Below are 22,687 nucleotides of genomic sequence, written 5' to 3'. Positions count from 1 at the left end.
ACAACTTAAAACTCAATGCCTTCCTGAGGCTTCACACCAGAGCGGAACGGATGCTTGATCTGCCCCATCTCAGTCACAAGATCCGCAATCTCAATCAGCTCGTCTTTTGCATTGCGGCCCGTGATAACCACATGAACATCATCAGGTTTTTCATCCCGTAGGAAGGACACGACATCCTCAAGCGGAATGTATTCATAACGCAGCACGATGTTCAGCTCATCCAGCAAAATCATCTTATGTTCTCGAGAGCTGATCAACTCCTTTGCTGCATCCCAGGCGGCGTGCGCAGCTGTAATATCCCGCTGGCGATCCTGCGTTTCCCAGGTAAAGCCCTCGCCCATGCGTTTGATTGTGACGAGATCAGAGAAACGATCCAATGCCATGCGTTCGCCGGTCTCCAGGCGACCTTTCACGAACTGAACAACAGCTACCTTGTGACCATGACCAAGACTGCGGAAGATCATGCCGAAACCAGCGGTGGATTTGCCTTTCCCCTTGCCCGTGTGGACAATCAGCAACCCCTTCTCAATGGTCTTAGTCGCCATGATCTTATCGCGAGCAGCCTTCTTTTTGCGCATTTTTTCAGCGTGGCGTGCGTCCAGATCTTCTTCACTCATGTCAGCCTTGGTTACCATTCTTATTCCCCTCCATCCATGAGCGCGCGTCGCAGCTCCATTAAGTCATCATAGGCACTGTTTCGTTTCGGTACCCACATATCTCGTTGAATGATCTCTAAAAATCGCTCAGTCATTTCCAAAAGCGCCGCAGAATTCTTTTCTGCAATAAAGTCTCGCACCTCATCATCATAAAGATATGCATCATAGAGCTGATCAAAATGATGGTGCGAAACAGCATTGGTCGTCGCCCCAAAAGCAAAGAGATAGTCAACTGTCGCTGCCATCTCAAAAGCACCTTTATACCCGTGGCGCATGACACCTGCGATCCATTTTGGATTGGCAGCTCTACCCCTGACAACCCGCCCGATTTCCTCAGAAAGACTGCGAATGACAGGGCGTTCGGGGCGAGAGTGGTCGTTATGGTAGATGTGCGGCGCATCCCCCTTGAGCGTTTCAATAGTGGCAGCAAGACCGCCCTCGAACTGATAATAGTCATCAGAATCAAGGAGATCGTGTTCTCTATTGTCCTGATTGTGCACAACAGCATCTGCTTGAGTGAGACGGGTTACCAGATCGTCCTTGGCTTGCTCGCCCTCTTGCGAACGGCCATAGGCGTAACTGCCCCATTCAAGAAAACTCTCCGCAAAGTCGGCGCGCTTATCCCACAGCTTCTCGTCGATTAAAGCCTGCAGGCCAGCGCCGTAAGCTCCTGGCTTACTGCCGAAAATCCGGCTGGAGGACCGTTTTCGCGCCTGTCCTTCTTCAACACCCTTGGCCAGTAATTCCCCAAGCTCAGTTTGGTACTGCGCCGCCAGTGGGTTGGCATCATCTGGCTCATCAAGGTCGCAGATAGCAGCAACAGCGGCGTCGAACAAATGTATGAGTTGTGGGAATGCATCGCGAAAAAAGCCAGAAATTCTGAGGGTTACGTCAACGCGGGGGCGTTGGAGCTCGGAAAGTGGAACGATCTCAAATCCGGTAACGCGGCCAGAGGTGTCTTCCCAAACCGGACGAGCTCCAATCAGGGCCAGCGCTTGTGCGATATCATCACCACCAGTGCGCATATTTGCGGTTCCCCAGCAGCTCATGGCGATGCTTTGCAGCCACTCACCGTGCTCCTGAAAATGCCGCATAATCAACGCGCTAGCGCTTCTCTCACCCAGCTTCCAAGCGACCTTTGTCGGAACGGAACGAACGTCAACAGAATAAAAGTTACGCCCGGTTGGAAGCACATCAGGGCGACCACGAGACGGCGCACCCGATGGTCCAGCGGGGACAAACTGCCCGGCCAAGGAGGATAACACCCCCTCAACTTCAGCCACTCCAGAGGCATCCACTGACTGCGCGATGTCTTGCTCCAGTGCCTCCAACACGGCAGAAGTCGCTGTAAACACAGCCGGAACCGTCAGTTCACCAGAAACATACGCCAGCGCGAGCGCTTCCAACCGCTCAACCGTATCCCCGCAGCTCCGCCACGGCGCGTCAACAAGCTCTTGCAAAAGCTCAGGCCGTTCTCCAACCCACGCCAGCTCAAAGGCACAGTCCAGCGGGTCAAACTCCACCAGATTCAAATCCTCAGCAAGTGCGCGTAACAAGCTGTTCTCGTGAGGCTTTTCGCCACGAGGCACGCGCAGCAAAGCCACCAGCAGCTCGGCCCGCTGCTCTCCTGTTGGCGACTGCCCCAGAATGTGCAACCCATCGCGAATTTGCAGCTCTTTCAGATCGCATAAATAAGCATCAAGCCGCGCCAGACGCGTATCCTCGTCCATCTCGGATGTCAGGCCGATATCCTTGTCCATGCCTTCTCGTGCAGCAACGCCAAGTATCTCTTTTCCAAGCGCTTTCAGGCGACGATGATCCACACCGGCAGCAATGTAATATTCATCCAGCAATGCCTCCAGTTCCAGCGCGGAGCCGTGGCTCTCGGCGCGGGCCAGCGGAGGGGTAAGATGATCAATGATCACCGAGGATAACCGCCGTTTCGCCTGCGATCCTTCTCCCGGGTCGTTGACGATGAAAGGATAGATATTAGGCACAGGCCCTATCACAGCCTCTGGATAGCAAGCCTCTGATAAGGCTAATGCTTTTCCCGGAAGCCATTCCAGATTGCCGTGTTTGCCAAGGTGGATAAGTGCGTCCGCCTCAAAGCTGTCGCGCAGCCACATGTACCAGGCAAGGTAATGATGCGGTGGAACAAGAGCAGGATCGTGATAAGTTTCTTTAGGATCAATGTTATAGCCGCGTGCGGGCTGAATACCGACAGTGACATTGCCATAGGTCTTCAGCGCCAGCTGGAAAGAGCCATCCACAATATGCGGATCCTCCTCCGGCGCACCCCAACGTTCCTCAATCCCCTCGCGCACAGCGAGAGGAAGCTGAGAAAACAACTGCTTATAGCGAGCAAGCGCAAACACTTCCCCGCCTTTGCGTTGGTTTGCGTTGCTAAGTGCGTTGGTTGGCCCAGCCAGCAGGTCGTCTATCAACGCCTCGGAAGCTTCCGGCGCATTCTCAGCAATCCCATAACCTGCTGTTTTCATAGTAGAAAGAAGGTGCGTGCAAGAGGCAGGCGTATCCAGCCCAACCCCGTTTGCTATACGCCCATCCTTGTTGGGATAGTTTGCGAGCACTATGCCAACTTTGCGTTCAATTGCGTTTTTATGTCTCAAACGCGCCCAATTGGCTGCCAAGGCTGCCACAAACTCAACACGGTCACGTTTTGGTACAAACCGAACAAGTGAACATTGTGTCCTGACATCACGGTCCCCCTCTTCCTTAAACGAGATCGCCCGCGTCAAAAGCCGGCCATCAATTTCAGGAAGCACCACATGCATGGCAAGATCGCGCGGGGATAAGCCCTGATCACTCTCTGCCCAGCCTTCTTCCGAGGAGGACGACAGTACAATCTGCAGAACACATGCACCTTGCTTGTCGAGCACTGTGCTGGAATGAACAGTGCCAGCCGTCGACAAAGCAAAGGCTGTGGCGTTCAAAACCACGTCTGGCGGGCATGCCTCAAACACACTGGAAACAACGGCAGCGCATTCCGCCTGCTTCAGGCTCGCCACATAAAGCACCAGCGGGTTTATCCCCTGCGCCTCAAGCTGATGGCATAATGCTTGTACTGGCTCGATTGCGCCGCTTTGGTAAAGCGCTCGATAAAACACAACAGCAGCAACGGGGCGGCTCGGATCTTTCCAACTGGCCCGCACATCCTCCAGAGTAGGAAGTGCATGCCCCTGCAACATCAAACCGGCCCGCGGCAACGCCATCGGCTCCGCTGGGGTCTGGGCAGGAAGCTCAGCAATCTGCGCCGCATAAAGCAAAGCGCCTGAGAGGTTTTCTGCACCGCCCTCAATCAGGTACCGCCACAACATTTGCGCAACGGACACAGGCACAGTGGAACGTTGTGCCAGCTCTTCATCCCACTTGTCGTCACCTGGCAGCAGAGCCAGCTTCACCCCGTCAGCGCGGGCAGCTGCTTCCAGCCGCTCAACGCCGTAACGCCAATATTCCACCCCGCCTAAAAGGCGCACCACAACAAGCTTGGAGGCCTGGATGGTCTGCTCAACATAAAGGTCAACAGAATACGGATGTGACAATGCAAGAAAACTGGCAAGGCGAAGAGAGTATCCCTCATGCTGAGCATGTGCCGCCGCAAGCCCGGCAAGCTCCGTGTCTGCCGCGCTTAAAAACACAACATCCGCAGGCGCTTGCTCAAGATCGACGGCCTCTTCCCCATCATCCAATCGGCGTGACTGTCCGACAAGTACGTGCATCAGCGCTTAACCAGTTCAAATTCACTGAGCGCAGCCTGCACACTGTGCTTGTCCAGTCCCGCAAGGCCAATCACAACCAGTTTGGAATGGCTTTCACTGCCAGCCGCAAACCATGCCTCCACACGCGGCCCAACCGCCTGCACCAGCACAGGCGCAGTTTTACCATCCACCACCACACTGCCCTTAATGCGCAGCACACCAGAAACCTTCATGGCCGTTTCCACCTGAGCCTTAACCTCTTCTAAGGAGGCAAAGCGGCGAACCGGCAAAACAAAGCTCTCAAAATCATCATGAGAATGTTCGTGATGATGGTCGTGGTCGTGGTCGTGGTCGTGAGCATGCTGCGCTTCATGGTGAGAAAGGCGCAAGTCCATATCATCTTCTGCACCAGCATCCCGCCCAAGCAGAACATCCAGCGCCAGCTCACCATGAGAGGCAGAAACAATCTCAACCCCATCGCGAACACGGCCACGGATCGTCTGCTTGACAGCCGCCAATTCTGCTTCAGTCAAAAGATCAGCTTTGGAAAGCACAACAAGGTCAGCACAGGTCAGCTGATCAGCAAACAACTCTTCCACCGGGCTTTCATGGTCCAGCGCATCATCAGCAGCGCGCTGCGCAGCAACCGCCTCTTCATCAGAAGCTACCTTGCCAGCAGCAACAGCCGGCGCATCCACCACAGTCACCACACTGTCAACGGTCACACGTGGTTTGACAGAGGGCCAGTTGAACGCACGCACCAACGGCTGCGGCAAGGCAAGACCAGAGGTCTCAATCACAACCACATCTGGCACCTGCTCGCGCTCCAGCAACATTTCCATAGTTGGCAGAAAATCATCAGCCACCGTGCAGCAGATGCAGCCATTGGCCAGCTCCACCACCTCATCAGCAGAGCAATCCGGATCAGCACAGCCATTGACCAGTGAGCCATCAAACCCCATCTCGCCAAACTCGTTGACGATGAGCGCAATGCGCTTGTCCTGTGCCTTCATCAGCAAGTTGCGCACCAGCGTTGTTTTTCCAGCACCCAGAAAACCAGTGATGATGACAGCAGGGATTTTTTTAGAAGGGGCAGCAAAAGAAACAGTCATAGGGAAATCTCCGGAAAAACAGCAGGCTTCAGCTGCAAAGGCTGACCAGCAGCAACAAACATCACAAAATGGCAGAGTTCAGCGATACGCTGGTTCAGGCGCCCAGCCTCATCTCTAAAAGCACGGGCCATGGCGTTTTCGGGTACAATACCCATGCCCACCTCATTGCCCACAAACACAATGGGGCATGACGCAGAACTAAGGACCTCACGAAGCTGTTCAAGCTCCGCGGTCCAGTCCCGCTCCGCATGCATGAGGTTGGAAAGCCAAAGGGTCAGACAATCAACGAGGATGGCACGATCAGCAGTGGCGTGCGTTTTCAGCACGCGCACAAGCTCCAACGGCTCCTCAACAGTGTCCCAAAGGTCGCCGCGCTGCACCTTATGATGCGCGATGCGTTCCTCCATTTCACCGTCAAAGGCCTGGCCTGTCGCAATATAAGTCGGGCGTCGCCCGCAGCTTATAACCAGCTTTTCCGCATATGCGCTTTTCCCGGAACGGGCACCGCCCGTTACAAGACAATGGCGAACACGAAGGTCGCCTCTCTGTTCAGCCATCTTTGTTAGCTGGCCAGCAAGAGCATAGAAGCCGGGGCTTCAGTCAAAGAATACGAAAGTACAGCAACTGTCTCGCACGGAGACAGGAAAATATGCGTCATGAGCACCTCTCGCCGTCCACCCGACAGCAGTCCTATGTCAAATCATATCTCCAGCCGGTCTCCTGGCTTGCGGCTCAACCGACTATAGCCCCTTCCCAGCCCCTTAAAGGCCAGTGGGATCTTCGCTATAGTCTCACCGCTCACAGTTGCGGGGGCAGCTGCGGCTTATCTCCATAATTTATGGAACCGCATTCCCGTTTAATCTTGTCATTCCAAAGCCTGAGCCGGAACAAAAAGAAACTGGAGTTCTGGCCTTCAATGTGCGGCGCAATCAGCTCCCCTGTCAATTGTCTTTGTGAGGATTCCAACATCACCAGAAAATCAAACCCGCAAAATCCGCGGTTTTTGGAGATTTCTGGCTAACCCCCTTGGATATCTCAATAAAAAAATAGAGAAACTGTCCACAAATCGAAAAATACGCAAAAAACGACTTGGCAAACACAACATGCCTATGTAAAAGCCTCCTCACGCAAACGGCGAGGCAAACTCGCAAGGGTGTCATGATCCCCGGTAGCTCAGTGGTAGAGCAAGCGGCTGTTAACCGCTTGGTCGCTGGTTCGAATCCGGCCCGGGGAGCCACTTCTTTTATCGATCGACGCCAATGGCAAGCATAGTATGATCCCCGGTAGCTCAGTGGTAGAGCAAGCGGCTGTTAACCGCTTGGTCGCTGGTTCGAATCCGGCCCGGGGAGCCATACTCTTTTCTTTATCCTCCCCTTCTTCTTAAGCAGTCTTTCTCTTCACAATAAACGTGCGCGCGCGTCTATCCAGAAAACAAGAAAAATAATGGATAGAAAACCATGTTCACGCGAAGCGAACTGGGAGCACTATCAAGTGCTGCTGGCCGAAGACATAAAGTCCATTTGGGTAGAACTCTCTTCCGCACAAAAGCGGATGCCTTCCATTTTGCGTTAAAACTGACCCTGATCCTGCACATGGCCACTCACTGACGCAGCATTGGCTCCTTCAATTTTCAGGGAGTTCGTAAGTCGGGAGAGCTGTGCATATCAATCACAAGCCCAAATGACGTCCAACCATCTTTAGCACCCACACAAAATTGGCCGAAATGAAGCGCTGTTCTTTCAAAAGCTTAGCTTCTACGGAAAATTACTAGATTTTTTTGCCATATGCACAAACTGAGATCTACATCACAGATCTATCCAATTCGCATAGCAAATCAACACAATGAAAATTTTACATAATAGCATTTAAATAACCTGAAAGTATAAATACGCGAAACATAATTTATATACAATTATTATGGCATAGATACTCTAAGTAAATGCGTATACCTTTAATATATCTAGTGCATAATATCATAGTCACTACTAAGTGATGACTGTTGATGTGCACATAATAAGGCGCCCCCTCTGGGAAAGTTGCTGCGTGAAAGTCAGGGAGCCATCAATGAGTAGTCTGTTGCCGACGTGCGGTCTGCCGCACATCTTGAAGTTTCATCTCACAAGGTCAGGGTTTCTTGCTGCCTGCATCGCTGCGCCACTCGTCTTGGCCGCGCCTTCGCACGCAGAAACACCACCCGCCTCCGCTCCTGCGACAACCTCAGGGCCCCAGCTCATCGAAAAGTCCGACAACGGCAACACCTACGCCATGCCAGAAGATTATCTGGCCGTCACCGTCGCCCCACCTTCAAAGACACCCTATGCTGATCCGCTAGAGAGCGATCTGTCTATCTGGGTGGGTGAAGTGGAAATTGAGGGCCGCAAAACCCTATGGGTCGAACTGATCGATAACCACGGCGAGGTCATCTATAATTCCGAGGTCCAGCAAAACGAGACGCATCTGCTGCCAGATGGCCGGGCCATCGCCGTTACCGTGATGCAACCTGCCACGCACAACAAGGCACTGCAGTCTGCCAGCCTGAAGAAAGACCAGTCCCGCGTCCCAACAGATGAGCGCTTTGTGGTCACCCGCAAAGAAGCTTTTGCTCCGGCACTGGATACGCAGGTAAATCTGTTGGAAGTGCAGCCTGTCCCGAAGGAAGTCCATAACTCCTTCATGCTGCGCGCAGGTGAGAACGGTGAGATTCTCTGGAAAGCCACCAAAGATGCCATCACCTGGCTGGAAAGCAGGTCCTGACAGAGACGGGACTGCGCGCAAATCGATACTCTCTCAAATCGCATTTAGCGTACTCATTCGAAAGCCACGCACCCCGTGAGCAATTTTGTTCTCACGCGCAATCGCAAAGAGAATAATATCCTAGTCTGACGCACCCTTTGGCAGCCCATTTCTTGTTCTCGTGAGGTCAGCGCAGTAGCGTGGTCTCAAAAGGGGTAAACACCCGCATTCTGATTTTTTGGTCATACGAATTATTTGAGAGAAACTATGGATACGCGCGCCTCTGCCATCGAAGCCATCGGCAACACTCCACTTATTCGCCTCAAAGGCCCTTCCGAGCGAACCGGCTGTGAGATCCTCGGCAAAGCCGAGTTCATGAACCCGGGCCAGTCTGTCAAGGACCGCGCCGCTCTCTTCATCATCAACGACGCTGTCAAACGCGGCACGCTCAAGCCGGGCGGCATCATTGTGGAAGGCACTGCGGGCAACACCGGTATCGGCCTTGCGCTGGTCGGCAACGCTCTGGGCTATCGCTCCGTGATCGTCATTCCGGAGACCCAGTCTCAGGAAAAGAAAGACATGCTGCGCATTGCAGGCGCTGAGCTGATCGAAGTTCCGGCTGTTCCCTATAAAAACCCGAACAACTACATCAAGGTCTCGCAGCGCGTTGCTGAAGAGCTGAACAGAACCCATCCGCAAGGCGCTATCTGGGCCAATCAGTTCGACAACACCGCCAACCGTCAGGGCCATATTGAAACCACTGCTCAGGAGATCTGGCAGCAGACCGACGGCAAGGTAGACGGCTTCATCTGCGCAGTCGGCACCGGCGGCACGCTTGCAGGCACCGGCATCGGCCTGAAGGAAAAGAACCCGAACATCAAGATCGGCCTTGCAGACCCACACGGCGCAGCGCTGTACAACTATTACGCCCACGGCGAGCTGAAGTCTGAAGGCTCCTCTATCTCAGAGGGCATCGGTCAGGGCCGCATCACTGCCAATCTGGAAGATGCACCGATCGACATCCCTTATCGCATCTCTGATGAAGAAGGCCTGCTGATCAACTTCGAACTTCTGGAACACGAAGGCCTCTGCCTTGGCGGCTCCTCCGGCATCAACGTCGCTGGTGCAATCCGCCTGGCAAAAGAACTTGGTCCAGGCCACACCATCGTGACCATACTGTGTGACTATGGCACCCGCTATCAGGGCAAGATGTTCAACCCGACCTTCCTACGCGAAAAAGGCCTGCCAGTCCCTGAGTGGATGGAACGCAAATCCGAAATCGCCATTCCATTTGAAGCTGCCTGAGGCTTGTGCCTATCCTTGAACCGGGTGAATAATCCGCGACAAGGATAGGGAAAAAGCGATTACCAAGGCAGTTTATACACCGCCAAACAACGGTAAACTGCCGTTAACGGAAGTCTTTGCAAAATGCGCCAAGAGGTTTTGACCAATCCTCTTGGCGCAGCTATAAGTAGGTCCTCGCCTTACAGGAGTTGTAACGCTTGGAATCTTCATTTAGCCTTCTTCCCCTGATCGCAATTTTCAGTGTACTTTTCTACGCATTGGCAGTCATTTGTGCCATTCGCGAGATCATGTACTCGCGCACCTCACAAGGCAGCATTGCCTGGCTGCTCTCCCTGTTTTTCATCCCCATGCCAACGGTCCCTCTCTACTTCATCTTCGCGTGGAAACGGCTGGATGATTACATCGAGGTGCGGGACGATATCTCCCAAATTGAAGCGGACGTCCTCAACCGCCACACACCGTATGTAGACGACACGGCCAGCAACAAGTGGCGCGTGCACACCCGCGTCGCTTCCGTGCCTTTCTTAGAAAACAATCAGTGCGATCTGCTCATTGATGGCCCTGAGATGTTTGCCTCCATCATTGAAGGCATCCGCACCGCCGAAAGACATGTCCTCGTCCAGTTCTTCATCATCCGCGAAGACAGTATTGGACTGGAGCTGGCCGACGCCCTGATAGAACGCGCCAAAGCAGGCCTGCGCGTCTGCCTGCTTTACGACGACATCGGCTCCCGCTCTCTTTCCACCCAGTACCTGACGCGCCTGCAAGACGCCGGCGTCCGTGTCAGCGCCTTCAACAAACGCCATCGCCTTATGCGCATGCTCGGCCCCATGCGCCTCAACTATCGCAATCACCGCAAAGTCGTGGTCACAGACAGCAAACACTGCTGGATCGGCGGCCACAACATCGGTGAGGAGTATCTGGGGCTGTCCAAGGAGTTCGGCCACTGGCGAGACACCCACGTCAAAGTCACCGGCCCTGCAGCACTGGCGGCCACACTGTCCTTCAGCGAAGACTGGCAATTTGCAACGGGCAAGACATTACAGCTGGAGCTGCCCTCCACCTTCTCCCAAACGGGTGGGGAAAGCGTCATGGTCATGCCAACAGGCCCGGCGGACATTCAGGAAGACTGCGCCATCACGTTCGTGGAGAGCATTTCAAGAGCTAAGGACCGCATCTGGATCGTCAGCCCATACTTTGTACCGGGCATCGAGGTCCTCACAGCCCTCTACGCAGCCGCTTTGCGCGGTGTGGACGTGCGCATCCTCCTGCCAGAGAAAGCTGACCACTGGCTCGTCTGGCTCGCCAGCTACGCCCATGCAGATAACCTCGCCAGCCATGGCATCAAGGTCTATCGTTATCTGGAAGGCTTCCTGCACGAAAAAGTCATCCTCATCGATGAGGAACTGGCAGGCATCGGCACAGTCAACTTCGACAACCGCTCCTTCAACATCAACTTCGAGATCACCCTCTGGTTCACGGGCCAGAATATGATCAGGAAAACCGAAGAGATGCTGCAACAAGATTTCAAAGGCGCCCGACAAACAGATCGCCTCGAACTCAACAACCGCCGCTACGCCTTCCGCGTCCTGGCCCAGGCCGCCCGCCTCTTCTCACCAATACTTTAGTTTTTAATGAGGACAGTTCAGTAGACTTGCGCGGGGGCAGTAAAATACGTTAGGGCCAATTGAGAATAATAACCCAGAGGGCCTTTCACATGTATTTTGTGCCTGAACTAAGTGTGATGGCGGGCTTTACCCTTGCTGCCTTCATCCTGTCCATTACTCCTGGACCGGACATGACCTTCTTCATGAGCAAAACGCTCACACAAGGTCGCAAAGCGGGACTGGTTGCGATCATCGGCGCAACAAACGGCATCATGATCCATGCGTTTCTGGCAGCCGTTGGCATCTCCGCACTGCTCGCTGCATCTGAGTTCGCCTTCCAGATCCTCAAAACAGTGGGCGCGCTCTATCTGGTGTACCTGGCCTTCCAGATCCTGCGCAACGGCTCAGCCCTTTCATTGGAAGAAGGCGAAGCATCCCGCGAAACACCAAGAGCCATCTGGGCTAAGGCTGTCACGATCAACCTGCTCAACCCTAAAGTTGTGCTGTTCTTCGTAACCTTCCTCCCACAGTTTGTGTCCGCGTCTGATCCATATGCAACCTCCAAACTGCTGTTCCTTGGTTTCTTCTTCATTCTGCTGAACGTGCCAAGCAGTCTGGTAATGGTGTTTGGGGCCTCTGCTGTCTCCAAGTTCCTGCGCAGCTCACCACGGGTGATGCGCATCCTTGACTATTCTTTCGCCGGCATCATGGCAGCTTTCGCTGTGAAGCTGCTCAGCGCCCGCTCCACCGCTTAAGATCACCAGTTAAAAGGTGCGCCAATTCATTTCATGGCGCACCTGTTCCAATCCATTTGAGATTATTCCATGACCGAACATTTGTACCGAGAAGAGGCTTACCTGCGCAGCAGCGAAGCGGTTGTAAGTGAAATCACACCGGAAGGTGGCATCATTCTGGACCGGACCTGCTTCTACCCCAATGGCGGTGGCCAGCCGGGTGATTGCGGCTCTCTTGAGCTGGAAGACGGCACCCGCATTCCGGTCGCAACAGCTGTCTATTCTAAAGACCGCAGCCAGATTGTGCATGTACCAACTGAGGGCACCGAGCTTCCAGCAGGACTGACCAGCGGTGCAAAAATCACCGCCCACATTGACTGGGAGACCCGCTACAAGCGCATGCGTGTCCACACAGCGTTGCACTTGCTCTCCGTTGTTCTGCCTTTCCCGGTCACCGGTGGCCAGATCAGTGATGGTACAGGCCGTCTGGACTTTGATATTCCCGAAGCTGCACTGGACAAGGAAGAGCTGTCCGGCAAGCTTCAGGACCTCATTGCTGGTGATCATGCCGTGACGCAGGAATGGATCACTGACGATGAATTAACCGCCAATCCTGGCCTTGTAAAAACCATGAGTGTAAAACCACCTATGGGCAGCGGACGGGTAAGACTGATAAGAATTGGGGAAGACGTTGATTTGCAGCCATGCGGCGGAACGCACGTGTCACAAACCGCACAGATTGGCAAAGCTGTAATCACTAAGATTGAGAAAAAAGGCCGTCAGAACAGACGCGTCCGTATCCAGTTGGAGGACTAAAACATGGCTCAGGACCCGATTGTTTCGACAAGCTGGCTCAAGGATCACCTTGATGCTCCTGATGTAGTGATCATTGATGCTTCCTGGTATCTGCCTGCCATGGATCGCGACGCCAAAAAGGAATACGAGCAAGAGCATATTCCCGGCGCACTGTTCATGGACATCGACGAGGTCTCCGACCAGAATTCCCCGCTTCCGCACATGATGCCGGAACCGCACATTTTCTCTTCCAAAATGCGTAAGATGGGCATTGGCGACGGCCAGACCATCGTTGTCTACGATGGCATGGGCATTTTCTCCGCCGCACGCGTCTGGTGGATGTTCCGTGCCTTTGGGGTGAAGAGCGTCTTCGTGCTGGACGGTGGCTTGCCTGCGTGGAAGGAAGAAGGATATCCAGTCTCCGACGAAGTGCCTGCCCGCATGGAACGCCACTTCACAGCCATGTTGAACAACGACATGGTCCGCAACCTCGATGAGGTGCAGGACGCCCTGGACACGAGCAGCCACCTTGTGCTCGACGCACGCGCACCAGAGCGCTTCAAAGGACTGGCACCAGAGCCACGCGAAGGCGTACGTGCCGGCCACATGCCAGGCGCCCTGAACCTGCCATTTGGCCTGCTGTTGAACGACGGCAAGCTGCGCTCCAAAGAAGACCTGCAGAACATCTTCGCGCAGGTTGGTGTGGACGCCTCCACTCCGGTGATCACCTCTTGCGGTTCAGGCGTGACAGCAGCTGTCATCACCTTGGCTCTGGAACAAGTGGGCTTCACCAAAAACGCGCTTTACGATGGCTCATGGACCGAATGGGGCTCAAGCTCTAAGACTGAAGTCATCAGCGAACCGGCCTGAGTTAAACCAGAATCATATTCGCAACAAAGCCCTGCAAGTCACTGACTTACAGGGCTTTTCTTTAGGCTACTGCCAGCTCACTTTGCAAAGCAAGCGCATCTTGCTTACCAAGTTCAGCAGCTTCCTTAATCCAAACAGCGCGCTCCTCTTCACTTGCCAGATACGTCGGCGAGAACATCTTGAAGCTGTGCTCTTCAAACCCGATAAAGTCCAGTATCTGACGCCCCATCACCTTGTCATGAGCACAGTCATAAAGCTCGTCATAGTAATGCGCTGCTGTATCACTGGTGATAATCACACGTGCGCTACGGCCTTTGAAAAGCTTCACGGGCAGCTCTTCCCCTTCCACCATTTTGAAGGCAACACCCGGCAGCAAGGCACGGTCCAGCAGACTTTTCATCTGGCCCGGCATACCACCCCACCACAACGGATAAACAGGCGTCCAATGACTGCACCATTTCAGGTTCTCCTGAAAAGCAGCCACATCCGGCTCCAGCTCCTGATCTCCTTTGAAATCACCTGAGAGCAACGCACTTTCAAAGGTCATGGCGCTCAGGTGCATCACACGAACCTCCGCACCCGCTTGACGCGCAGCTTCGGCATAAGCTTCAGCAAGTGCATGCCCAAAGCGATCCTCTCCGAGATGACCGCTAAACACAAATATCCTGTTTGTCATGGGAACTCCATTTATTTGACTGCGGTCAACTTATTTTCAAAATATGACTGGAGTCAATTTATTTTTTGACCATAGTCATATTATTCAGATTGAGGGAACCATGCTTCAGGGCAAACAAAAACGAGCACAGGAAACCCGCCAGCGCATTTTGGTGGCAGCAACGAACCTGTTCAATGAAGGCAACTTCAATGCGGTCAGCACAGAGAGCATTGCGGAGCAAGCCAACGTTTCCAAGGGCACACTATTCGCCCACTTCGGCGACAAGCTTGGGCTGTTTGCCGAGATCGGTTTGAAAGAGCTGAAAACCTGCGTGGATAGGTGCCAAGAAGCAGCAAAAAGCAGCCCTTTGAACGGGCGCGATTTATTGAATCAATCTCTCATGGAAATTCTGGAATACTTTGAAAATCAACCAGAATTCCTGCGCATCTTTATTGACGTTGCAGGCTGGGAAAAGGGCACCAGAGCAGAAAATTTCGTCAATGTCGCAATCAGCATTGATACGCTCTTTCAAAGTATTGTGGAAAGAGGCCAGCAGGACAAATCTATTCGGCCTATAGATCCAAAACTGGGAGCAGTTTCTGTTCGTGCGTTCATGATCCACGTCGCCATTGGCCGCGTCTGCGGTGAGTATAAAGACACGCAAGAGCAGCACGCTGAAGTTCAAAAGCTGCTCTCACTGGTGCTCTGAACAGCGCTATACGCCGTAGATATCAAACGCAGTCTTCGGCGTCTTGCCACCTGTCAGCTTGGTCAGCACATAAGGCCGGGTGCCTTTCATATGGTCCGCAGTTTCAAACTCCAGCGCCTCAATCACACCCTCTCGCGGATGCTTTTGCATGATTTCATCCACGCTGGACTTCGCAAGACGGCGATGCCCTGCCCCAAACAGATCACACATCGCCCCGCGATTGACCAGATACGCTTCGCCCCCATGCGCCCGCGCCGACACATAGGCATTCAGGTGCAGCGCAATCGCATCCCCCACCTTATGCACCGTATCACTGTCATGTCCGCAAGCTGATAAATGATGGCAGGCTACCTCCGCCCCGGAGATAGCAAAGCAGCACTCATGCACATGGATCTCACGATTGTTGATCAGCCCACTGTCATGCAAAATAGCTGCTGAGAACAAGAGGTCCCGATCAAACGGCACACCCGCATACTCTCCCAGCAACACACCAAACAGATAAGTCCGCCAGCTGTGGTGCAACAATCTCGTATCATGCGTCTCAACAGCAAAATCCAGGCTATCACGCACCAATGCTGTATTAGCAGGCAGCAAAGCCTCCAGCTCAGAAGAAACCGGCGCTAACAAGCCCATCCGGTCTTTCACGCCATCCCCCAGCTCAACCAGCTGCGTGCGTACCAGATTACCAACCAGTTTGAGATGCTCCAAAGGCGTCAATCGCCCCTTGCTGTATGCTCCCTCACGCATCCCCCAGTTCAGGCTCCCCATCACCTGCGCAGAGGCCCCGCACTGCTTTGCTGTTCCAGACATCACTCTCTCTTCCAAAGACAAAAATAATTATGTACCGTATTGCATCAATATTCTGAGCTCAATATTTTTATGCGAAGCAGTACATAAATGAGTACATCACGACCACGAGGGCGCCCGCGCCTCTTTGACAAAGACGATGCACTAACCACAATTCAGCGAATTTTCTGGGAAAACGGTTACTCCGCCACCAGTCTGGATCAGATCTCCGCAGAGACCAAAATCAATCGCCCGAGCCTCTACGCAACTTTCGGCTCCAAGAAAGACATGTACATCAAGTGCCTGGAGCACTTTGCCGAGATGATGGGCAAACGCACCGAAGCAGCCATCCTGTCGGAAACAGACATCTCACGTGGGCTGGAGAAGGTCTTTATGCAGGCCATGGAGATCTACCGACCCAAAGCATCAAAGAGTGATGGCGGCCCAATGGGCTGCTTCGTCACCTGCACAGCCCCATCCGAAGCAGGCGCAGATGAAGAAATCAAAGAAGTCCTGAAAATGGTCCTCGACAAGATCGACCAGACTATGCGCGAAACCGTAGAGACAGCGATCAAAGATCAGAAAGTCCAACCAAAACAAACCGCTGAAATCACCGGCAACCTTCTGGGTTGCCTGCTGAACGGCCTGTCCCTGCGCGCCCGCTCCGGCACCTCACGAGACGAACTGGAACTCACAGCAAAGGCAGGTATCGAGCAAATCCTTGCATGATGCCTACACGCAAGCATAACAACCCACACCGCACATCAGCAAACAAAGAGAGCACCGGTCTTCTAAACCGATGCTCTTGCTTCAACTCACCCAGACTGATCAGGTCATAGCACCTTGTGCAACAAGGGCCTGATCAATAGCGGCCTTAAACCGGCTCGCCACCTTCGCAAATCCATCAGACGTGCCGTGGATCTCATCCACCCAGTCCGTCAGGTTTGGCATAGCCCCGCGGCAGTCAACCACGATGACGTTTTCATCCGTCGCAGCCAACCCATCAAGCATATTATAGAGCTCATCCAGCATTGCACTGATGATCTTACGGCCAAGCACGCTTGGAATATTGCGATCTGACAGCGGTTCACCCAGCCACTCATCTTGCGCAGCATGCAGCGGGTCGCGCGTATCCCCCTCCCATCTGTAAGGGAACACGTAATCGTAGCCATGCACGAAGACAGGCATCTCCTGCAGTTCCGCAACACCGCGAATGTCGCTGATCACCCGCTCATAAGCTCCTTTGAGGAAAGCAAGTTTCTCATCAAACACCGCACGGTCAATGTGGCCCTCCACATCAGTGATATCACCGTTAAAGTCCTTCAGGACATCAAAGAGCACCGCAACACCGGTATCTGGATCCTCGCCAATGACATCATTTCCGGCAGCAGAAAACAGAAACCCGGACACTTGATCTTTGTATTCAAGCAGCGCGGAGAGATACTCACGCCGCCGCGCCCGGTTCGCGCCATACACCATGTTCTGCGCCGTATCCCCAGCAGCGTCTAGCGAGTAAATGTTGAAGTGTGCGCTGAGATGATCAATGACGTCATCAATCAGGATCGGAAACTGGAACCAGCTGTCTCCCTCAGAAATCAGCATTGGCCGCTCCGGATGATCCCTGAGCGCATCCTTGAACCGCCAGTACCGACGTATGCGAGAGGCCCAATTACCGATCTGAAGAGCATTCTCAAACTCCTGATCAGCCTCAGTCATCTGCACCATGTCAGGCTTTATTCGAAACTGTATGTCAAACGCACCAGAGTGCTCAACTACATCACAGTACTTCAGAAGTTGTTCCTCAGGAACGTTTGGATCCCTTGCAAGCTTCAAAAACTCATCATATGTAATTTTCATAGTATTCCCCCTCCTAGATTTACAGATAAACTTTACACAAGAGGTGAGTTTATGATTAAGCTTGCCATATGCAGATAGCAATTTAAAGGTACTTTTCATGACCCTTAAATTACAAAGTTTAAACAACGTATTACTTGAAAAAGCGACACAGCGAGTGCAATCCCGCCTGGGGGAATTAAATAAGACGCGCAGCGCAATTCTTGCAGGCACGCAAGCAGAAACAGATAGCCGGGAACGTCTGAAGCTCTACCAAAAACGACAGGCAACACTTGCCTTGTCAGAAGGCCATGCCATCTCCGCACAGCCCTCAATCTTTGAGGATGATACGCAAGATCTTTCGAGGCTGGGCAATGAAGCTTTGATCGGCACGCGCAACGATCTTCTCCCGATCGAGTTCTTTGAATACGGCCTTTATGCCGCTCGTTCAGTTGGCAGAATTGAGCATGTTGAAGGGCTTAGGTTCGGCACCGGCTTTTTGGTCGGCCATGGTCTCATCATGACAAACCATCATGTTTTGCCAAGTGAGCACGAAGCCCGCCAACACTTCTTTGAGCTGGGAGCAGAAGCAAACCGCATCGGCAACCAGACGCCCTCAAAAATCTGTTCCATAGAACCAGACCGCTTTTTCTGGGCAAGTGAAGAACTGGACATCGCAATCGTTGCTGTCGTGGACGAAGACCCAAGCTTCATTCCACTGGACCATTATGGCTGGCACGCCCTCATCCGCAAGCAAGGCAAAATCAAGAAGGGAGATCCGATTAATATCATTCAGCATCCCCTTGGACGCAACAAAGCCGTGGTCGTCCATAACAACCACCTTCTGCATATTGAAAATGGAACTGATGCACACATGTTTTGCTGGTACTCCGGCGATACGCAAAAAGGAAGTTCTGGCTCCCCCGTCTTTAACAGCCGCTGGGAAGTTGTCGCCGTGCACCACATGGCAATTCCGCAAACCAACACAGCAGGTGATATTCTGGGCAAGGACGGCGAGCCCATCACCCGGGCAACCGCACGCAGACACCCAGACCAGATCGCCTACTCCGCCAACGAAGGCATCCGTACCTCTCGTATCGTAGATGCATTGGAAGCAGCCCAATTCACCAAAGCCCACCACGCTGACATCCGCGACTTCCTCCTAAAATCCTGGAGTAGCCCCGGCGCCCAACGCAGAGGCCTGCGCGCCGCAGTTAGAAGCGCACAGGCTTTGTAAATGCTTCCTTGTTGACGTCTTGAGTGCTCTCAAACCATAGCCTACGATACTTGGCAATATTGAACTGCGTCCCTACCAATGACTTGGAATGATAATGGCTTCTCCAAATTTCGCACGCGCCCGAGACTATATTTTCTCCAGTGCGAGACTCCTCGAAAGGCACCTATTTTCATTTCACTTTGAAGCAGGGCCAACAAAACCGACTGAGCAAGCATTAACCGCCTACCAGCATGAAAATGGCCTTTATGGCTATGGTTTGGAACCAGACAAACGTACATCTGACCCACAGCCCATTGATCAGGCTATTGCGATGGAACTCTTAGATACCGTCAGGGCAGCCCCTAGCAAGTTCCTGTCCATATGCAACGCGCTTCCTGAACTCACAAACCCTGATGGCGGCTTACCATTTTCGCACCCAACGGTTGAAACTGCTCCACATGCGCCTTGGTGGTCGTGCAAAGAGCCGCAACCCAGCTCAATCAACCCGACTGCCGTGATCCTTTCCTATCTTTGGAGAAATGGCATTTCTCATGAATGGATGAAACATGCAGAAGGCTTCTGCTGGGATGCGCTGAACAAACTCGACGCAACACGCCCTCATTCCATTCAAAATGCTCTGTTTTTTCTTGCTGCTCATCCAGATACTCAACGGACGGAACGTCCTTTGCGAGAATTTCGGGAGCTAGTGAGACAAGTCACCTGCTTTGATCCAAATGCACAGGACTATGTCTTCTCCCCACTGCGGTTTGCCACAAGTCCCAATGGCCCCGCATCCTCATTCTTCACAAAGGATGAACTCCAGCTTCATCTGGAGGCTCTCATCAATCAACAACAAGATGACGGCGGCTGGCCAATCAACTGGCCAGCAATATCGCCGGGCGTTTTATCAGAATGTCGTGGGATCGTTACCCTAAGAAACCTGAAGTTGTTGCGAGACTACGGTCGGCTTGAAGTCTCTGGAGAAAAGACCAAGGCACACCTTCTTGGACATTGAGAGGCTAGAATAGCCTTGCCTCTCAATGTCCAAGTCGTCAATTCACCATACTACGCACCCAGCCGAATCCAGATACCGGGGAACTCATAGGAGTTTGGCCCAATCTTTGTGGCAGGCTTTGCAGAAGAGCTGGTCTGCGGCTTGAAGTTGCCAGTAGTCGCAATTTCAAGAACATCACCTGTCGCCGGATCATAAATCATGGCCTTGTCCGTGTCCGTCAGATGACGCGTACCAGCAACCCAGTGCATCGTATGAGTACCTGCATACTGCACCAGGATGAGGTTCACCTGATTGGTCTGGAACGGAATACTGGTCACTGTAGACTGAGTGACAGTCTGGCCAAGCTTGTTCTGAATCAAGTCTTCTTCACGATTGAAAAGATAACCACCAGCTGCATTCAGAACCTTGAAGTTATTGAACAGAGCTTTGCCGAATGCAGTGTAATAAGTAATGTTCTTTGCCAGACCCGGGGCAATCGTTTTAGCAACAGCAACCATGCCCGAGGGACTGTTCTCCAAATCAAGCGTCCCATCATTCTCTTTATAAAGTGCAGTTGGGTTTGGTGAGGCTGTAAGATCAAGTTCCAGATTTCCTGAAACTTTGTAAGTCTGCGTCGTCACCACCTCAGCAATCTGCAAGCGATGATAAATCAAGTGACTCAGCCGCCATAAATTGATGCGTCCAGGATCGGTTGTGACATCATAGCCTTTGGTGAGATCAGCCGCATTCAGCGTATTGACGTCGGTTGCCTTGGGCATAAAGCCAAGTTGCGCAAGAGCCGCATTCACACAATAAGCACCACAGGATTTGGGGGAATGCTGGACGATACCGGCATAAAGATCAAAGTCTGCCATTTTGTTTTTCCTTGTTGAGAGCCATGCTCTGCAAGGAAAGACGTTGCAGCGGTCAAACTGTGAAAACGTCAGATAGCAGACAAGAAAAAAGCCCCGCTGAAACAGCGAGGCTTTGAATTGGGAACTCTGTCCAGATCAGTGATTGAGGATCTGGGAGAGGAACAGCTGAGTACGTTCATGCTGCGGATTGGTGAAGAATGGCTCTGGCTCATTCTGCTCAACAATCTGGCCCTGATCCATAAAGATCACGCGGTTAGCCACTTTACGGGCAAAGCCCATTTCGTGGGTCACGCAGAGCATGGTCATGCCCTCTTCCGCCAGACCGATCATTACGTCCAGCACTTCCTTGATCATCTCAGGGTCAAGCGCAGATGTCGGCTCATCAAACAGCATAACCTTCGGGTTCATGCAGAGCGAACGAGCAATTGCCACACGCTGCTGCTGACCACCGGAAAGCTGGCCTGGGTATTTGTTGGCCTGCTCAGGGATCTTCACGCGCTCAAGGTAGTGCATCGCAATTTCTTCAGCCTGCTTCTTAGGCATCTTGCGAACCCAGATTGGAGCCAGCGTACAGTTCTCCAAAATGGTCAGATGCGGAAACAGATTGAAGTGCTGGAAGCACATACCAACTTCACGGCGGATCTCATCAATCTTCTTGAGGTCAGACGTCAGCTCAATACCGTCAACGACGATTTGGCCCTTCTGATGCTCTTCAAGACGGTTGATGCAGCGGATCATCGTGGATTTACCAGAACCTGATGGACCACAGATAACGATACGCTCGCCGCGCATAACCTTCAGGTTAATGTCGCGCAGAACATGAAAGTCACCATACCATTTATTCATGCCTGTGATTTCGATAGCCACATCGGTATCCGAAATCTGCATTTTTGAGCGGTCCGCCTGAACATCAGCGAGATTTGCGTCACTCATTTTTATTTCTCCGAGTTTCTCTTGGCTTGCGCCAGGCGACTAGCGATGGCCGGTATGCAGTTTGCGTTCCAAATACATCGAATATCGGGACATTGCAAAGCAGAAGATAAAGAACATGAACGCGATAAACGCATAAAGTTCCACAAAAATACCATTCCAACGTTGGTCAGCGAGCGTTGGCGCAACCAATCCGAGAGGATCCATAAGGCCAATAATCAAAACCAGTGTGGTGTCTTTGAACAAACCAATAAAGGTGTTCACGATACCTGGGATGGAAATCTTGAGCGCTTGCGGCAGAATAATCAGACGCATGCTCTGCCAATAACTCAAGCCCAGTGCATCCGCAGCTTCATACTGCCCCTTTGGCAACGCAGCCAAACCACCACGGATAACCTCAGCCATATAAGCACTGGCAAAGAAGGTCACCATGATGACAACACGCAGCACGATGTCGAAGTTCACACCCTTTGGCAGGAAGTAGTTGAGCAGAACGTGCGCAACAAACAACAAGGTGATCAACGGCACGCCGCGAATGAACTCGATGAAGATAACCGCCAGAGACTTCACAATAGGCAGGTTAGAACTGCGAGACAGCGCAAGAACGATACCAATAGGAAGCGAGAACGAAATACCGGAGACACCGATAATCATGGTCAGCAGCAAACCACCCAGTTTGGTGGAGGAAACCGGCTCAAGACCAAAACCACCCCAAATCAGCCAAAACGCCACAAATGGGTATGCCATTGAAGCCATCAACGCAGTGCCGCGCTTTGGCATACCATCCCAAAGGGCTGGCACAAGAGCTAAGAACAGCAGTACGAAAGCTAAAATAGGGCGCCAGTAAAGCTCGCTCGGGTAAAAACCAAACAGGAACTGGTGATAGCGCTCACGAATAACAGCCCAACAAGCACCATTTTCTGTCAGTGCCCGGCATTCATCCAGAGAGTTCGCATTCCAGACAGAGTCCACGAACGCCCAGTTGACCACACCCGGCACTGTTGAATACACCGCAAAGATAGAAAGCAGTGTCAAAATAGTGTTGAGCGGAGACGAGAACAGATTTTCACGAACCCAGCCGATTGCACCAGTTGTACCCTGGGGAGGTGGCAACTGAGGCTTTTCAGAGGTCGAGACAAAGGCGAAATTATTTTCACTCAT

General features: G+C 52.7%; 20 protein-coding genes, 2 tRNA genes and 1 riboswitch. Of the genes, 12 read left to right on the top strand and 10 right to left on the bottom strand.

The window, feature by feature from the left end:
• Positions 1-5 precede the first annotated feature (5 nt).
• The 4 genes from cobO to cobU are packed head-to-tail and all read right to left on the bottom strand — an operon-like array spanning position 6 to position 6,041.
• Positions 6-635 (bottom strand): cob(I)yrinic acid a,c-diamide adenosyltransferase, encoded by a 630-nt coding sequence (gene cobO / locus BM231_RS16215; protein WP_063297505.1) that lies wholly within the window; start codon positions 633-635, stop codon positions 6-8.
• A gap of 2 nt (positions 636-637) precedes the next feature.
• A complete protein-coding gene (gene cobN, locus BM231_RS16210) occupies positions 638-4,393 on the bottom strand; it encodes a cobaltochelatase subunit CobN (RefSeq protein WP_093520962.1) in 3,756 nt (1,251 codons plus the stop codon).
• Positions 4,393-5,484 (bottom strand): cobalamin biosynthesis protein CobW, encoded by a 1,092-nt coding sequence (gene cobW, locus BM231_RS16205; RefSeq protein ID WP_093520960.1) that lies wholly within the window; start codon positions 5,482-5,484, stop codon positions 4,393-4,395. Before cobW ends, cobN begins: the two co-directional genes overlap by 1 nt.
• The gene (gene cobU, locus BM231_RS16200) at positions 5,481-6,041 is read right to left on the bottom strand and encodes a bifunctional adenosylcobinamide kinase/adenosylcobinamide-phosphate guanylyltransferase (protein ID WP_093520958.1); all 561 of its coding nucleotides are present in this window, start codon (positions 6,039-6,041) and stop codon (positions 5,481-5,483) included. Before cobU ends, cobW begins: the two co-directional genes overlap by 4 nt.
• A gap of 136 nt (positions 6,042-6,177) precedes the next feature.
• Positions 6,178-6,386, bottom strand: a riboswitch (cobalamin riboswitch).
• A 260-nt stretch (positions 6,387-6,646) separates the two neighbouring features.
• Here cobU and BM231_RS16195 point away from each other — a divergent pair.
• From BM231_RS16195 to sseA, 8 genes are all read left to right on the top strand, one after another.
• A tRNA-Asn gene (locus tag BM231_RS16195) sits at positions 6,647-6,721 on the top strand.
• Positions 6,722-6,761: 40 nt separating this feature from the next.
• A tRNA-Asn gene (locus tag BM231_RS16190) sits at positions 6,762-6,836 on the top strand.
• A gap of 712 nt (positions 6,837-7,548) precedes the next feature.
• Positions 7,549-8,238 (top strand): hypothetical protein, encoded by a 690-nt coding sequence (locus BM231_RS16185; RefSeq protein WP_093520956.1) that lies wholly within the window; start codon positions 7,549-7,551, stop codon positions 8,236-8,238.
• Positions 8,239-8,484: 246 nt separating this feature from the next.
• Positions 8,485-9,522 carry a cysteine synthase A gene (locus BM231_RS16180; RefSeq protein ID WP_063297508.1) on the top strand — a complete coding sequence of 346 codons (1,038 nt, stop codon included), beginning with the start codon at positions 8,485-8,487 and terminating at the stop codon, positions 9,520-9,522.
• A 197-nt stretch (positions 9,523-9,719) separates the two neighbouring features.
• Entirely contained in the window at positions 9,720-11,150 is a 1,431-nt protein-coding gene (gene cls / locus BM231_RS16175; protein WP_093520954.1) for a cardiolipin synthase, read from the top strand.
• A gap of 89 nt (positions 11,151-11,239) precedes the next feature.
• Positions 11,240-11,884: a LysE family translocator gene (locus BM231_RS16170; protein ID WP_093520952.1), complete on the top strand. Its 645-nt coding sequence runs from the start codon at positions 11,240-11,242 to the stop codon at positions 11,882-11,884.
• A 69-nt stretch (positions 11,885-11,953) separates the two neighbouring features.
• Complete coding sequence (locus tag BM231_RS16165) at positions 11,954-12,679, top strand: alanyl-tRNA editing protein (RefSeq protein WP_093520950.1); 726 nt, start codon at positions 11,954-11,956, stop codon at positions 12,677-12,679.
• Between the two features lie 3 nt (positions 12,680-12,682).
• A complete protein-coding gene (gene sseA, locus BM231_RS16160; protein WP_093520948.1) occupies positions 12,683-13,528 on the top strand; it encodes a 3-mercaptopyruvate sulfurtransferase in 846 nt (281 codons plus the stop codon).
• Positions 13,529-13,589: 61 nt separating this feature from the next.
• Here the strand turns inward: sseA and BM231_RS16155 are convergent, their stop codons facing one another.
• Entirely contained in the window at positions 13,590-14,204 is a 615-nt protein-coding gene (locus tag BM231_RS16155) for an NAD(P)H-dependent oxidoreductase (RefSeq protein WP_093520946.1), read from the bottom strand.
• A 100-nt stretch (positions 14,205-14,304) separates the two neighbouring features.
• Between BM231_RS16155 and BM231_RS16150 the strand changes: the two genes are divergently transcribed.
• The gene (locus BM231_RS16150; RefSeq protein WP_093520944.1) at positions 14,305-14,892 is read left to right on the top strand and encodes a TetR/AcrR family transcriptional regulator; all 588 of its coding nucleotides are present in this window, start codon (positions 14,305-14,307) and stop codon (positions 14,890-14,892) included.
• Positions 14,893-14,898: 6 nt separating this feature from the next.
• Here the strand turns inward: BM231_RS16150 and BM231_RS16145 are convergent, their stop codons facing one another.
• A complete protein-coding gene (locus BM231_RS16145) occupies positions 14,899-15,702 on the bottom strand; it encodes an HD domain-containing protein (protein ID WP_093520942.1) in 804 nt (267 codons plus the stop codon).
• Between the two features lie 87 nt (positions 15,703-15,789).
• Between BM231_RS16145 and BM231_RS16140 the strand changes: the two genes are divergently transcribed.
• Complete coding sequence (locus BM231_RS16140) at positions 15,790-16,407, top strand: TetR/AcrR family transcriptional regulator (RefSeq protein ID WP_093520940.1); 618 nt, start codon at positions 15,790-15,792, stop codon at positions 16,405-16,407.
• A 99-nt stretch (positions 16,408-16,506) separates the two neighbouring features.
• Here BM231_RS16140 and BM231_RS16135 read toward each other — a convergent pair whose 3' ends face one another.
• Positions 16,507-17,535, bottom strand: coding sequence for a hypothetical protein (locus BM231_RS16135; RefSeq protein WP_093520938.1), 1,029 nt, complete (start codon positions 17,533-17,535; stop codon positions 16,507-16,509).
• A 97-nt stretch (positions 17,536-17,632) separates the two neighbouring features.
• On the opposite strand from BM231_RS16135, the gene BM231_RS16130 reads away from it, so the two are divergent.
• On the top strand, positions 17,633-18,748 hold the full coding sequence (locus tag BM231_RS16130; RefSeq protein ID WP_093520936.1) for a trypsin-like serine peptidase: 1,116 nt from the start codon (positions 17,633-17,635) through the stop codon (positions 18,746-18,748).
• 94 nt (positions 18,749-18,842) lie between these two features.
• Positions 18,843-19,742 (top strand): hypothetical protein, encoded by a 900-nt coding sequence (locus tag BM231_RS16125; protein ID WP_093520934.1) that lies wholly within the window; start codon positions 18,843-18,845, stop codon positions 19,740-19,742.
• 50 nt (positions 19,743-19,792) lie between these two features.
• Here the strand turns inward: BM231_RS16125 and BM231_RS16120 are convergent, their stop codons facing one another.
• The 3 genes from BM231_RS16120 to BM231_RS16110 all read right to left on the bottom strand — a co-directional run bounded on the left by BM231_RS16120 (position 19,793) and on the right by BM231_RS16110 (position 22,687).
• Complete coding sequence (locus BM231_RS16120; RefSeq protein WP_093520932.1) at positions 19,793-20,596, bottom strand: hypothetical protein; 804 nt, start codon at positions 20,594-20,596, stop codon at positions 19,793-19,795.
• A gap of 135 nt (positions 20,597-20,731) precedes the next feature.
• Positions 20,732-21,529 carry an amino acid ABC transporter ATP-binding protein gene (locus tag BM231_RS16115; protein ID WP_093520930.1) on the bottom strand — a complete coding sequence of 266 codons (798 nt, stop codon included), beginning with the start codon at positions 21,527-21,529 and terminating at the stop codon, positions 20,732-20,734.
• A 39-nt stretch (positions 21,530-21,568) separates the two neighbouring features.
• Positions 21,569-22,687, bottom strand: coding sequence for an amino acid ABC transporter permease (locus BM231_RS16110; protein WP_093520927.1), 1,119 nt, complete (start codon positions 22,685-22,687; stop codon positions 21,569-21,571).

It is taken from the genome of Pseudovibrio ascidiaceicola, assembly GCF_900114245.1.
GTDB lineage: Bacteria > Pseudomonadota > Alphaproteobacteria > Rhizobiales > Stappiaceae > Pseudovibrio > Pseudovibrio ascidiaceicola.
Note: the sequence above shows the minus strand (reverse complement) of the source record. Positions and strands in the feature narration are given on the sequence as shown.